The organism is Streptococcus oralis, from assembly GCF_023109155.1.
In the GTDB taxonomy this organism is placed as follows: domain Bacteria; phylum Bacillota; class Bacilli; order Lactobacillales; family Streptococcaceae; genus Streptococcus; species Streptococcus oralis_BZ.
Genome location: NZ_JALDUA010000001.1, coordinates 42,388 through 55,053, shown reverse-complemented (window position 1 = coordinate 55,053; position 12,666 = coordinate 42,388). Strand labels below are relative to the sequence as shown.

13 protein-coding genes are annotated in these 12,666 nt (G+C 40.6%); 3 read left to right on the top strand and 10 right to left on the bottom strand.

Features of this window, described 5'->3' with window-relative positions; all coding sequences use genetic code 11:
- Positions 1-18: 18 nt before the first annotated feature.
- From M1F63_RS00270 to M1F63_RS00230, 9 genes are all read right to left on the bottom strand, one after another.
- Positions 19-1,128: an SH3 domain-containing protein gene (locus M1F63_RS00270; RefSeq protein ID WP_247940448.1), complete on the bottom strand. Its 1,110-nt coding sequence runs from the start codon at positions 1,126-1,128 to the stop codon at positions 19-21.
- 99 nt (positions 1,129-1,227) lie between these two features.
- Positions 1,228-1,494 (bottom strand): Veg family protein, encoded by a 267-nt coding sequence (locus tag M1F63_RS00265; protein ID WP_001278165.1) that lies wholly within the window; start codon positions 1,492-1,494, stop codon positions 1,228-1,230.
- A 1-nt stretch (position 1,495) separates the two neighbouring features.
- Positions 1,496-2,848, bottom strand: coding sequence for a replicative DNA helicase (gene dnaB / locus M1F63_RS00260; protein ID WP_247940447.1), 1,353 nt, complete (start codon positions 2,846-2,848; stop codon positions 1,496-1,498).
- Between the two features lie 43 nt (positions 2,849-2,891).
- Positions 2,892-3,344 carry a 50S ribosomal protein L9 gene (gene rplI, locus M1F63_RS00255; RefSeq protein ID WP_206283806.1) on the bottom strand — a complete coding sequence of 151 codons (453 nt, stop codon included), beginning with the start codon at positions 3,342-3,344 and terminating at the stop codon, positions 2,892-2,894.
- Entirely contained in the window at positions 3,341-5,314 is a 1,974-nt protein-coding gene (locus M1F63_RS00250) for a DHH family phosphoesterase (RefSeq protein ID WP_247940446.1), read from the bottom strand. The genes rplI and M1F63_RS00250 overlap by 4 nt, the downstream gene beginning before the upstream one ends.
- Before the next feature lie 156 nt (positions 5,315-5,470).
- Positions 5,471-6,649, bottom strand: a complete 1,179-nt coding sequence (locus M1F63_RS00245) for an acetyl-CoA C-acetyltransferase (protein ID WP_247940445.1) — start codon at positions 6,647-6,649, stop codon at positions 5,471-5,473.
- An 81-nt stretch (positions 6,650-6,730) separates the two neighbouring features.
- A complete protein-coding gene (gene hpf, locus M1F63_RS00240; protein WP_000599111.1) occupies positions 6,731-7,279 on the bottom strand; it encodes a ribosome hibernation-promoting factor, HPF/YfiA family in 549 nt (182 codons plus the stop codon).
- 79 nt (positions 7,280-7,358) lie between these two features.
- A complete protein-coding gene (locus M1F63_RS00235; protein ID WP_247940444.1) occupies positions 7,359-8,021 on the bottom strand; it encodes a ComF family protein in 663 nt (220 codons plus the stop codon).
- Positions 8,018-9,316, bottom strand: coding sequence for an ATP-dependent helicase ComFA (locus M1F63_RS00230; protein WP_247940443.1), 1,299 nt, complete (start codon positions 9,314-9,316; stop codon positions 8,018-8,020). The genes M1F63_RS00235 and M1F63_RS00230 overlap by 4 nt, the downstream gene beginning before the upstream one ends.
- 56 nt (positions 9,317-9,372) lie before the next feature.
- On the opposite strand from M1F63_RS00230, the gene M1F63_RS00225 reads away from it, so the two are divergent.
- The 3 genes from M1F63_RS00225 (at position 9,373) to cysK (ending at position 11,489) form a co-directional block, all read left to right on the top strand.
- Entirely contained in the window at positions 9,373-10,008 is a 636-nt protein-coding gene (locus tag M1F63_RS00225; protein WP_247940442.1) for a YigZ family protein, read from the top strand.
- 14 nt (positions 10,009-10,022) lie between these two features.
- On the top strand, positions 10,023-10,466 hold the full coding sequence (locus tag M1F63_RS00220; RefSeq protein WP_247940441.1) for a PH domain-containing protein: 444 nt from the start codon (positions 10,023-10,025) through the stop codon (positions 10,464-10,466).
- A gap of 96 nt (positions 10,467-10,562) precedes the next feature.
- Positions 10,563-11,489, top strand: coding sequence for a cysteine synthase A (cysK, locus tag M1F63_RS00215; RefSeq protein ID WP_001029453.1), 927 nt, complete (start codon positions 10,563-10,565; stop codon positions 11,487-11,489).
- Positions 11,490-11,592: 103 nt separating this feature from the next.
- On the opposite strand, the gene tsf is transcribed toward cysK, so the two are convergent.
- Positions 11,593-12,633, bottom strand: coding sequence for a translation elongation factor Ts (tsf, locus tag M1F63_RS00210; protein ID WP_000808059.1), 1,041 nt, complete (start codon positions 12,631-12,633; stop codon positions 11,593-11,595).
- Positions 12,634-12,666: the final 33 nt, after the last annotated feature.

Below are 12,666 nucleotides of genomic sequence, written 5' to 3'. Positions count from 1 at the left end.
CTCTTTTTTATATTCTTTCTAGATTCTAGCTCCATTACTATCCACTCGATAGCCATCCACTGTAGTATTCACTGCTAAAGCCCCTGAAGCATTGACGTAGTAAGATTTTCCGCCTACCTGGAACCACTGACTAGACTTCATAGCCCCTGAACTTTCCAAATAGTACCATGTTCCATTTTCCTTGAGCCAACCTGTCTGCATCTCCCCTGATGCCTTTAGATAATACCAGTGAGAGCCATCCTTAATCCAGCCAGTTGACATGGCCCCATTTTCCTTTAAATGATACCAATTGCCATTAACTTTTTTCCATCCTGTTACTAGCTTACCATTCTCTCGGTAATACCAACTCCCTCCTTCTTTTTTCCAGCCTTTCTCTGTATTGCTTAACTTTGTATACTGCACATATCTTCTAGCACCACTGTAGGATAGATAACCGAGCCACTTATAACCATCCTTTTCAAGAACTTGATCATAGCTTACACTCTCACCAGCATAATAGTAGTCAATAACCTGTCCTGTACGTGACGGTTGGTCCATAATCGGCGATTTCTCCGTGAATACTATTGTCCCACTAGACGGAAGCTCTGAGCTACGAGCATTCTCACCCGCACTATGGCTAGTAGATAAATCCTTGAAATGAATAAAACCTGTCATCGAACTAGCCTTGACTTTTCGACGGTTATACTTTTCTCGAACCCCATAGTTATACTCTTCGATTTCAATCGTATCCCCCGACACATTTGATACCCAGGCCACGTGCCCATAATAACCTTCTGTCGACCAAGCAATAGCCCCAACTTCTGGCTTAGTATCCACACGGTAGCCTTCTCGCCTTGCACGATGTCCCCATTCATTCGCATTTCCGTAGGCAGGAGGAATCTCAAAGCCATTTACACTACTCAAACGAAAGGCCGCAAAAGAGGTACACTGGCGAGAATACATCCGCCACTGATCGATTTCAACACTACCATTTTTGTAGTGAAGCGGATAATCATCTCCACGCGCTACACTGTCGGCTTTAACCGATTCTCCACCAAACAAAAAGGTACTCGTAACGAACAAAGTAGCCAGCCCTACACCCAACTGAGTATATCCACTCTTCTTAACTCCTGATTTAAAAAACGTCATTCATTCTCCTTAATAATATAAATTTCCGAGGTTACCCTCGTTTATACTATTCGGGAGAAAAAGAAAAAAGTGAGCAAAGCTCACTTCATTTTAGGATTCTTAGTCTAGATAGCGAATCAAGTTCTTTTCTGTCAAGATATCTGAGTAGGTGAAGGATTCAACATAGACATTGGCTTGTTTGTCTCCTTCAACATCCCCAAATTCAACGATAAATAGAGATGGATAAACCTCAATTAGCTTACCTAGTCTATTTTTTTGGCGCTTACGGCCATTTTCCAAAGTCATTTCAACGACTTGTCCCTCATGCGCCTTGATCTCTTCTTTGATTTTTTTCATCTTGGCTACATCTGTAAATGCATCTGACATCTTATGCCTCCCTCTTTGAGATACTTGAAAATTTATTGTATTCTTTTTGGAAAATCAATTCCACCGTTCCACGAGCTCCACTACGGTTTTTCTCGATGATAACCTCAACCTTATTATTTGGAATTCCTTCCTCTTCTTCACCCGCACGATCGTAGTAGTCGTCACGGTATAGAAAAGCTACGATATCCGCATCCTGCTCGATAGAACCCGATTCACGAATATCAGACAAGACTGGTCTCTTATCCTGACGCTGTTCCACTCCACGAGATAGCTGACTAAGAGCAATGACTGGAACCTTTAATTCCTTGGCTAGAATTTTCAACTGACGAGAAATTTCAGAGACTTCTTGTTGGCGGTTCTCACGACCAGTACCTGTGATAAGCTGTAGGTAGTCGATCAAAATCAAGCCTAGATTGCCTGTTTCTTGAGCCAGTTTACGTGAACGCGAACGAATTTCCGTGATCCGAATCCCTGGCGTATCATCGATATAGATACTCGCGTTGGCTAGGTTCCCTTGAGCAATGGTATATTTTTGCCACTCCTCATCAGTCAATTGACCAGTACGGATAGAATGAGACTCCACCAAACCTTCTGCTGCCAGCATACGGTCTACTAGGCTTTCTGCACCCATTTCCAGTGAAAAGATGGCAACCGTCTTGTCCAACTTAGTCCCAATGTTCTGAGCAATGTTCAAAGCAAAGGCTGTCTTACCAACCGCTGGACGCGCCGCTAGGATAATCAGCTCCTCCTCGTGGAGACCTGTCGTCATATGGTCCAAATCACGATAGCCTGTAGCAATACCTGTGATATCCGTAGTTTGTTGTGACCGAACTTCTAGGTTCCCAAAGTTGATATTTAGAATATCACGAATGTTCTTGAAACCACTACGATTGGCGTTTTCACTAACATCAATGAGTCCCTTTTCTGCTTGAGCGATGATTTCATCTGCAGGCTTAGAAGCTTCATAGGCTTGGTTGACAGACTCTGTCAACTTGGAAATCAAGCGACGTAGCATAGCCTTTTCAGCTACGATTTTAGCATAATACTCCGCATTAGCTGAAGTTGGTACAGAGTTGACAATTTCAACAAGATAGGACAAGCCACCAACATTTTGGAGATCGCCTTGGCTATCCAAAATAGTTCGAACCGTCGTCGCATCAATCGCTTCCCCACGATCCGACAAGTCTATCATCGCTTGGAAAATCAACCGATGAGCATACTTAAAGAAGTCACGAGAATCAATGTATTCTCGGACAAAAACGAGCTTACTCTCATCTATAAAAATAGCCCCCAGAACAGATTGTTCTGCCAAAATATCCTGAGGTTGAACTCGCAGTTCCTCTACTTCTGCCATCCGACTTTCCTTCCTTTTACAATCTTGTCAAGAAGTTGTAAACTTAACCTTCTTTTACATGAAGATTGATGACACTTGTGACATCTTGATAGATCTTCACTGGTACATCAATCAAACCTACTGCTCGAATTGGTGCTTGCACTTGAATATTGCGTTTGTCAATCTTAATACCAAACTGCTTTTGCAATTCTTCTGCAATTTTCTTGTTAGTGATAGAGCCAAATGTACGGCCATCTGGTCCAACCTTTTCAACAAACTCTACAACTGTTTCTTCTGCTTCAAGCTTAGCCTTGATGGCTTTTGCTTCAGCAATCATTTCAGCATGAGCCTTTTCTTCTGATTTTTGTTTTCCACGCAACTCACCCACTGCTTGAGCAGTCGCTTCCTTGGCCAAATTCTTTTTAATCAGGAAGTTTTGAGCATAGCCAGTTGGCACTTCCTTAATTTCGCCTTTTTTTCCTTTTCCTTTAACATCTGCTAAAAAGATTACTTTCATTCTTCTTTCTCCTTTTCCTTTAGTTCTTCCAAGATTAGTTGAGTCAATTTTTCTCCTGCATCCGACAAACTCATATCCTCGATTTGCGCAGCTGCTAGATTAAAGTGACCTCCACCACCCAGCTCTTCCATAATACGTTGCACATTGATTTTACTACGACTTCGAGCCGAGATAGAGATAAATCCTTGTGTATTTTTTGCCAGAACGAAACTAGCCTCAATACCAGACATAGCCAGCATAGCATCGGCAGCCTTACTGATAACAACTGTGTCATAAGAAATTGAGTCCTTAGCTTGAGCAATCAAGATATCTGAACCTAACTTACGACCTTGTAAAATGAGTTCATTTACCTCACGGTACTCTTCAAAATCTGTCGCAGCAATCTCCTGGATAGCAATACTGTCACTTCCCCGTGTTCTCAGATAGCTAGCGACATCAAAGGTTCGGCTCGTCACGCGAGATGTGAAATTCTTGGTATCCAGCATCATACCAGCCATCAAAACACTGGCCTGCATACGACTCAAACGATTCTTCTTAGAATTTTGGAACTGAATCAATTCTGTGACCAACTCACTGGCACTACTTGCTCCACTTTCAATATAGGTGATGACTGCATTCTCAGGGAAATCCTGATCACGTCTATGATGGTCAATAACAATAGTTTGAGTGAACAAATCATAAAAATCTTTTGACAAAGTCAAAGCCGTCTTGGAATGATCCACCAGAATCAATAATGAACGGTTTGTAACTAACTTCATCGCCTCTGTAAGAGATAAAAGCTTCGTGACATCTTCCTTCTTCAAGAACTGAATAGCACGTTCGATATCTGCTGGCATATGGTCTGCATCATAGACAGCATAACTGTTCTCAATAATATTACTTGCAAACAACTGCATACCAACAGCAGAGCCCAAAGCATCCATATCTAGATTTTTATGACCGACTACAAAAACTTGGTCAACACTTCGAATCTTATCAGAAATGGCTGTCATCATGGCTCTGGTACGTGTACGAGTACGTTTGATAGATGCAGCAGTCCCTCCACCAAAGTAGACAGGATTCTTGGTTTCGTTATTTTCCTTGACCACCACCTGGTCACCACCGCGAACTTCTGCTAAGTTCAAGTTGAGCAAGGCAATTTTCCCTATCTCTTCATGGTTTCCATCACCATAAGAAAATCCCATACTTAAGGTTAGGGCCAGTTGCCTCTGTTTTGATTCTTCTCGGAAACTATCAATAACAGAGAATTTATCATTCATCAATTCCTCTAGTACCGTGTAATCTGTGAATACATAAAAACGATCCATCCCCACACGGCGAGAAAACATAGCATACTTACTAGCAAATTCTGAAACAAAATTGGCTACAAAACTATTGATATGACTGATATCGGAGTCAGATGTCGCATCCTCCAAATCATCATAGTTATCTACTGAGATGACTCCAATGACTGGACGGCTAGTTACCAATTCTACAGTTGCTTCGTACTCCCCAGAAACATCAAAGAAATACAAAACACCCGAAGCCTTGTCCATATGAACAGCATATCGTGTTTCGCCCAAGGTAGCATACGAACCAGGATTTCCAACAGAAGCCTTGATGATGGTTTGAATTAACTCAACATCAATTTCGCCCTCTTCAGTAGTTAAAATCAGCTCAGCATAGGGATTAAACCATTCCACTTCTCCGCTTGATAAGTCTAATTTCAGGACTCCCACCGGCATTTGATCAAGCAAAGTACTCAAGCTATTTTCAGCTTGATGATTTACGTATTGGATTTGTTCAATTTCGCTCTTTTCATACTGTTTTTTTTGCCAGACAAATAAAAGCAGATAAAGAAGTACAAATAAAAACAAGACACTGATTGTTACAACATTATTTTGTGAAAAAATAATCAGCATTGTTAAGGTTCCGAAAGTTGCAATCCCTAGTAGAATCGCAGAATTCGGAGTTAAATTATTTTTTTTCATTCTAAACCTCTTGCGCATTATTATATCACAAATGCCCTTAAAAAGCGACCTTTTAAAAGATGCAAGCCCTTCTTTCATGATTGATTTCTCTAACTTCAGACACAAAAGGAGGAGGGGATCATCACCCTCCTACCCACGTGTTCAGATCACTAACACCTAACGTTCAACGATGAGGGCTGTTCCCATCCCTCCTCCGATACAGAGAGTAGCTAAACCAGTTTTAGCATCACGTTTCATCATCTCATGTACCAGAGTCACTAGGATACGGCAACCTGAAGCTCCAATTGGGTGACCAAGAGCAATCGCGCCACCATTGACATTGACAATATCAGTATTGAAACCAAGTGTTTTCCCAACCGCACAAGCCTGAGCAGCAAAGGCTTCATTTGACTCGATCAAGTCAAGATCATCAACTGTCAAATTACCTTTTTCAAGAGCTTTACGGGTCGCATAAATCGGTCCACATCCCATAATCTTAGGATCCAAACCTGCACTTGCATACGAACGAATGCGCGCAATGACTGGAAGTCCTAATTCTTCAGCTTTTTCAGCACTCATGACCAAGACAGCCGCCGCTCCGTCATTGATACCTGAGGCATTTCCCGCTGTAACAGAACCGTCTTTTTTGAAAACAGGACGTAGCTTAGACAGACTCTCCAAGCTAGCATCTTTTCTAGGAAATTCATCTGTATCAAAGATGATAGGATCGCCTTTGCGTTGAGGAATGACCACCGGAACAATCTCTTCCTTAAAACGTCCAGATTCTATAGCCGCCACTGCTCGTTTTTGAGATTCCAAAGCAAGCGCATCTTGATCATCCCGGCTAATACCATATTCTTCTGCCACATTCTCAGCTGTAATCCCCATATGGTATTCGTTAAAGGCATCAGACAAACCGTCCTTAATCATGGTATCTACCACTTTCGAATCTCCCATACGTCCACCCCAACGGAAGCTTGGCAAAACATATGGAGCCTGGCTCATGTTTTCTGCACCACCAGCCACGACAATATCTGCATCTCCGCACTGAATCGCTTGAGCAGCTAACTGCACTGCCTTCAAACCGGAACCACAAACCTTATTAATGGTAAAGGCTGGTGTAAATTCAGGAAGCCCAGCATGAATACTCATTTGGCGAGCCACGTTTTGGCCTAAACCTGCGCCTAGGACATTCCCCATAATCACTTCATCTACTAGGTCTGGTTTGACATTGGCTTTTTCCAAAGCACTCTTAATAACCAACACTCCCAAATCAACAGCTGAAACATTCTTCAAACTTCCTCCAAAGGAGCCTATTGGAGTTCGTACTGCAGAAACAATCACCACGTCTTTCATAACTGCCCTCATTTATACCTTTTATAATATTGCAATACAAAAGTGGTTTACACTGGTGTAAACCACTTTAAACATTCTATTTTATGATTCTTTTACTTCTAACAAACCAACTTCACCATCTTCACGGCGATACAAAACATTAGTTGTTTGATCTTCTACATCTACATAGATAAAGAAATCATGTCCCAATAAATCCATTTGAAGAAGCGCTTCTTCTAAATCCATTGGCTTCAAATCAATTTGTTTTGAACGAACGACTTTGGGTTGCACAACATTTGCATCTTCAACTAGAGCATCTGTAAAGAGTTGACTTGTCGCAACTTTATTTTTATTCTTACGTTCGATTTTAGTTTTATTTTTACGAATCTGACGTTCAATTTTATCTGTTACAAGATCGATAGAACCATACATATCTTGAGAAATATCTTCAGCACGAAGAGTGATAGACCCAAGCGGAATTGTTACTTCAACCTTTGCTGTTTTTTCACGGTAAACTTTCAAGTTCACACGTGCATCCAACTCCTGCTCAGGTTGGAAATACTTTTCGATCTTTTCGAGTTTAGAAACTACATAATCACGAATTGCTTCTGTTACTTCTAGGTTTTCACCACGGATACTATATTTAATCATATAAGTACCTTCTTTCTAAACATTTTTGTTTTTCTAACTATATTATAACGCTTTCATTTTCATTTTGCAAATTTTTTCCTCATCTTACAAGGGAAAAAGTTTTAACTTCCAAAGCACCTGCTTCTTCCAAAAGTCGTTTCACACGATTCACAGTTGCCCCTGTTGTATAGATGTCATCAATCAGCAAAATCTTCTTAGGAAGTGAGATTCCATCTTTAATAAAAAATGGAATTTCAGTAGCCAACCTTTCTAAACGGCTTTTAGAAGAACTAGCACTCTCTTCTCTTTTTCCTAATATATCTTTAAAAGAAAAGCCTGCTGCCTCAACCAAACCCTCGACTTGGTTAAACCCCCTCTCAAGCAATCTTTCAGGGCTTAGGGGAATTACAACAAATTGATAACCTTTATACTTTTTCAGCTCCTCAGCAAGAACAGAAGCAAAAACTTTTCTAAGCAAAAAATCGCCATCAAACTTATAGTGACTGAAAAAGTCTTTCATAGCTTGATTATAGGTAAAGATTGCCTTATGATCAACACGAACTCCTTCTTTACACCAAAATTTACAATCTTGACACTTAGTTGACGACCTTGTTTTCATACAATTTGGACAATGATCTTCACCAATCTTCTCAAAAGTAGAATCACAAGCTGAGCAAAGATAACTGCTCTCATTCTTCAAAAAGAAAAGACTACTAAAAGTCAGCTCACTCTTTGTAGCCTGGCCACATAATAAACAGTTCATAATTCAGCCTCCTTGTTCATCTGCTTGATTTCCTTTATTGCCTTCTTGATGGAAGCATTTAGTCCATCATGAAAGAAGAGCAACTCACCAGTCGGTCTGTCCATACTACGCCCAACTCGCCCTCCAATCTGAATCAAACTAGACTTGGTAAAGAGACGATGATTAGCTTCTACTACGAAAACATCCACACAAGGGAAGGTAACCCCGCGTTCCAAGATTGTCGTACTGATCAGTATTGTTAGTTCTCCATCTCGAAAAGCTTGCACCTGCTCTAATCGGTCTTCTGTGACAGAAGACACAAATCCGATATTCTCATTCGGGTACTGCTCCTTCAAGATTTCTTTTAGTTTCTCGCCTTTTTTAATCTCTGATGCAAAAATCAGCAAAGGATAACCTGTTCTTCTCTGTTTCTCAATGTAGGTCTTTAACTTGGATGACAACTGACTTTTCTCTAAACAGTGATTAAAATCTGATAACCAGACTGGTTTAGGAATAATCAAAGGATTTCCATGAAACCGTCTCGGCAAGCTTAATCGTTTTAATTCTCCTGTGCGAACCTTCCTATCTAACTCATCTGTAGAAGTTGCTGTAAGGAATATCCTTAATCCATCCTCCTTTACACTATTCTTTACAGCATAGTAAAGCATAGTGTTGTCAACATAAGGAAAGGCATCTACCTCATCCACTATCAACAAATCAAAAGCATGATAAAATTTTAATAACTGATGAGTTGTTGCAATTACTAAGGGAGTTCGAAAATAGGGCTCTGATTCGCCATGGAGTAGCGCTATATCGCAAGCAAAGTCATTCTGCAGTCGCTTATACAGTTCTAAACATACATCAATTCGAGGGCTTGCCAAACAAACTGCACCACCATCATCAATCACTTTGGCAACAACTTGATAAATCATCTCTGTCTTTCCAGCTCCTGTCACAGCATGAACTAAAGTCGGTTCTTTCTTTTCGACTGCTCGAATCAACCCCTCTGATACCTTTTCCTGAAATGGGGTTAACTGACCACGCCATTTGAGAACATCTTGCTTAGGAAAATCTTCCTGCGGAAAATAGTATAAAGCTTGATCACTCCTAACTCGCTTCATCAGCAAACACTCCCTGCAATAGTAGGCGCCAATAGGCAAATACCATTCTTCTAGAATCAAACTATTACAACGTTGACAAAACAGTTTCCCCTTCTCTTTTCTCATTGCTGGCAGTTTCACTGCTTCCTGTCGTTCTTCTTCCGTTAATTCTTTCTCAGTAAACAAGCAACCGAGATAGTTTGGATTTACTTTCATACTTTAATATTCGTAAAAATCTAGCGCTTTAGGTATTTTTTTAGTACAATTAAATCATGGAATTTAGAACTATTAAAGAGGATGGACAGGTCCAAGAAGAAATCAAAAAATCGCGCTTTATCTGTCATGCCAAGCGTGTCTATAGTGAAGATGAGGCTCGTGACTTTATCACTGCAATCAAAAAAGAACACTACAAAGCTACACATAACTGCTCTGCCTTTATTATTGGGGAACGCAGTGAAATCAAGCGTACAAGTGATGATGGTGAACCTAGTGGTACTGCTGGGGTCCCTATGCTGAGCGTCTTAGAAAATCATAATCTAACCAATCTCTGTGTGGTAGTGACCCGCTACTTTGGGGGAATTAAGCTAGGTGCTGGTGGTTTGATCCGTGCTTATGCAGGTAGCGTAGCCTTGGCTGTTAAAGAAATTGGCATTATTGAAATCAAAGAACAGGCTGGCATAGCCATTCAGATGTCTTACGCTCAATACCAAGAGTATGGTAATTTCCTTAAAGAACATAATCTCATGGAACTCGAGACAAACTTTACAGATCAAGTTGATACAATGATTTATGTTGATAAGGAAGAGAAAGAAAATATCAAGGCTGCTCTTGTGGAATTTTTTAATGGAAAGGTTACCTTGACAGATCAAGGTTTACGAGAAGTTGAAGTCCCTGTAAACTTAGTGTAAATTAAGGAGAAATTATGGCTTTTGGAAAATTTATTCAAGGACTTGCTGGAAATTTTAGCGAGGAAAACAAAGAGACTCTTATTAAAGAATATGGACAATATCTACTAGAGAATGAAGAAATTCAAAGCGGGTATAAACTTATTCGAGATTCAATCATCTTTACAAATATCCGTATTATTTTTACAGATAAGCAAGGTGCTACTGGTCGCAAGACGTCTGTTAAGTCACTCTTTTTGATGAACATTGTCAACGTTGAAATGGAAACTGCTGGAGCAGGTATAGATGATAGTGAGATTACGATTACTTATTTAGAAAATATCTTTCTAAAAGCACACAATGAGCACCTGAGTTTCCATAAATTTGAATTCCCTAAAAAAACGGACATCCTTCCGCTTTACACCTATTTATTAGAATTGGCTTATCACAATCGATTAAAAATTAATGGCTTAGACCTTTGATATAAAAAAATCCTATCACTTTGATAGGATTTCTATATTTTACAAATAGCCTTAAGCGCGTTATACTAGTATCATCTTATACAAAGAGGTATATCTATGGCTATTTATAACAATATCACTGAACTTATTGGACAAACACCGATTGTTAGACTTAACAATATTGTTCCAGAGGGTGCTGCAGACGTCTATGTTAAACTAGAAGCTTTTAACCCTGGATCGTCAGTAAAAGACCGCATTGCCCTTAGCATGATTGAAAAAGCGGAACAAGATGGTATTCTAAAACCGGGTGCTACCATTGTTGAAGCAACGAGTGGAAACACTGGTATCGGTCTTTCATGGGTTGGTGCCGCTAAAGGATATAAAGTTGTTATCGTCATGCCTGAAACGATGAGTGTGGAACGACGCAAGATTATCCAAGCCTATGGTGCTGAACTCGTCCTTACTCCTGGTAGCGAAGGAATGAAAGGGGCTATTGCCAAAGCTCAGGAAATCGCCGCTGAACGTGACGGCTTCCTTCCACTCCAATTTAATAATCCAGCTAATCCAGAAGTACACGAAAGAACAACAGGAGCTGAAATACTGGCTGCTTTCGGTTCTGATGGACTAGATGCTTTTGTGGGTGGTGTTGGTACTGGTGGAACAATCTCAGGTGTTTCTCACGCTCTTAAAGCAGCAAATCCAAACATTCAAGTTTATGCAGTTGAGGCAGACGAATCAGCTATCTTGTCTGGTGAAAAACCAGGACCTCACAAAATTCAAGGCATCTCAGCTGGATTTATTCCTGAAACACTTGATACAAAAGCCTATGATGGTATCGTCCGCGTAACGTCAGATGATGCTCTAGCGCTTGGCCGTGAAATTGGTGGAAAAGAAGGCTTCCTTGTTGGGATTTCTTCAGCTGCAGCGATTTACGGGGCAATTGAGGTTGCCAAGAAATTAGGTACAGGTAAGAAAGTCCTTGCTTTAGCACCAGATAACGGCGAACGTTATTTGTCTACAGCACTCTATGAATTTGAAGTGTAGCCTCCTAAATGCACTTAGCCCTTATTAAAGGGCTTTTTGTTTACTCATACAGAATCTACTCTCTAGACCAAAAGAAAAAGGAAGCAATTTGCTTCCTTTTCTATTAGTTATTCAAGGCTGCTGCCATTGTAGCTGCAACTTCTGCTTCAAAGTCGTTTGCAGCTTTCTCGATACCTTCACCAACTTCAAAGCGAGCGAACTCAACTACTGAAGCATTTACTGATTCAAGGTAAGCTTCAACTGTCTTGCTGTCATCCATGATGTATACTTGTGCAAGAAGTGTGTATGCTTGGTCAACTTTAGTGTTGTCAAGCATGAAGCGGTCCATTTTACCTGGGATGATTTTGTCCCAGATTTTTTCTGGTTTACCTTCTGCAGCCAACTCAGCTTTGATGTCAGCTTCTGCTTGGGCGATTACTTCGTCAGTCAATTGTGCTTTTGATCCATACTTCAAGTGTGGAAGAGCTGGTTTACCAACCATTGCACGGCTTTCGTTATCTTGGTCGATTACGTGGTTCAATTGTGCCAACTCATCTTTAACGAATTGCTCATCCAATTCTTTGTAAGAAAGAACTGTTGGTTTCATCGCAGCAATGTGCATTGAGATTTGTTTAGCAAGCGCTTCGTCTCCACCTTCGATTACAGAGATAACACCGATACGTCCACCATTGTGTTGGTATGCTCCAAAGTGTTGTGCATCTGTTTTTTCAAGCAAAGCAAAACGACGGAATGAGATTTTTTCACCGATTGTAGCTGTTGCAGATACATATGCAGCTTCAAGAGTTTCACCTGAAGGCATTGTCAAAGCAAGAGCTTCTTCGTTGTTCGCTGGTTTTCCTTCAGCAATTACTTTAGCTGTTGCGTTTACCAAGTCAACGAATTGAGCGTTTTTCGCAACGAAGTCAGTTTCGGCATTTACTTCAACTACTGCTGCAACGTTACCGTTAACAAATACACCAGTCAAACCTTCAGCTGCAACACGGTCAGCTTTCTTAGCTGCCTTCGCCATACCTTTTTCGCGAAGCAATTCGATCGCTTTTTCGATATCACCGTCTGTTTCTACAAGCGCTTTTTTAGCGTCCATAACACCGGCACCAGATTTTTCACGCAACTCTTTTACAAGTTTAGCTGTAATTTCTGCCATTTTGATTCTCCTATATTTTTTAAAAATAGGAGA

Bases quoted from the DNA above. Each gene is read 5' to 3' on its own strand.
- M1F63_RS00270 (WP_247940448.1), bottom strand. From the start codon at position 1,128: ATGACGTTTTTTAAATCAGGAGTTAAGAAGAGTGGATATACTCAGTTG.
- M1F63_RS00265 (WP_001278165.1), bottom strand. From the start codon at position 1,494: ATGTCAGATGCATTTACAGATGTAGCCAAGATGAAAAAAATCAAAGAA.
- dnaB (WP_247940447.1), bottom strand. From the start codon at position 2,848: ATGGCAGAAGTAGAGGAACTGCGAGTTCAACCTCAGGATATTTTGGCA.
- rplI (WP_206283806.1), bottom strand. From the start codon at position 3,344: ATGAAAGTAATCTTTTTAGCAGATGTTAAAGGAAAAGGAAAAAAAGGC.
- M1F63_RS00250 (WP_247940446.1), bottom strand. From the start codon at position 5,314: ATGAAAAAAAATAATTTAACTCCGAATTCTGCGATTCTACTAGGGATT.
- M1F63_RS00245 (WP_247940445.1), bottom strand. From the start codon at position 6,649: ATGAAAGACGTGGTGATTGTTTCTGCAGTACGAACTCCAATAGGCTCC.
- hpf (WP_000599111.1), bottom strand. From the start codon at position 7,279: ATGATTAAATATAGTATCCGTGGTGAAAACCTAGAAGTAACAGAAGCA.
- M1F63_RS00235 (WP_247940444.1), bottom strand. From the start codon at position 8,021: ATGAACTGTTTATTATGTGGCCAGGCTACAAAGAGTGAGCTGACTTTT.
- M1F63_RS00230 (WP_247940443.1), bottom strand. From the start codon at position 9,316: ATGAAAGTAAATCCAAACTATCTCGGTTGCTTGTTTACTGAGAAAGAA.
- M1F63_RS00225 (WP_247940442.1), top strand. From the start codon at position 9,373: ATGGAATTTAGAACTATTAAAGAGGATGGACAGGTCCAAGAAGAAATC.
- M1F63_RS00220 (WP_247940441.1), top strand. From the start codon at position 10,023: ATGGCTTTTGGAAAATTTATTCAAGGACTTGCTGGAAATTTTAGCGAG.
- cysK (WP_001029453.1), top strand. From the start codon at position 10,563: ATGGCTATTTATAACAATATCACTGAACTTATTGGACAAACACCGATT.
- tsf (WP_000808059.1), bottom strand. From the start codon at position 12,633: ATGGCAGAAATTACAGCTAAACTTGTAAAAGAGTTGCGTGAAAAATCT.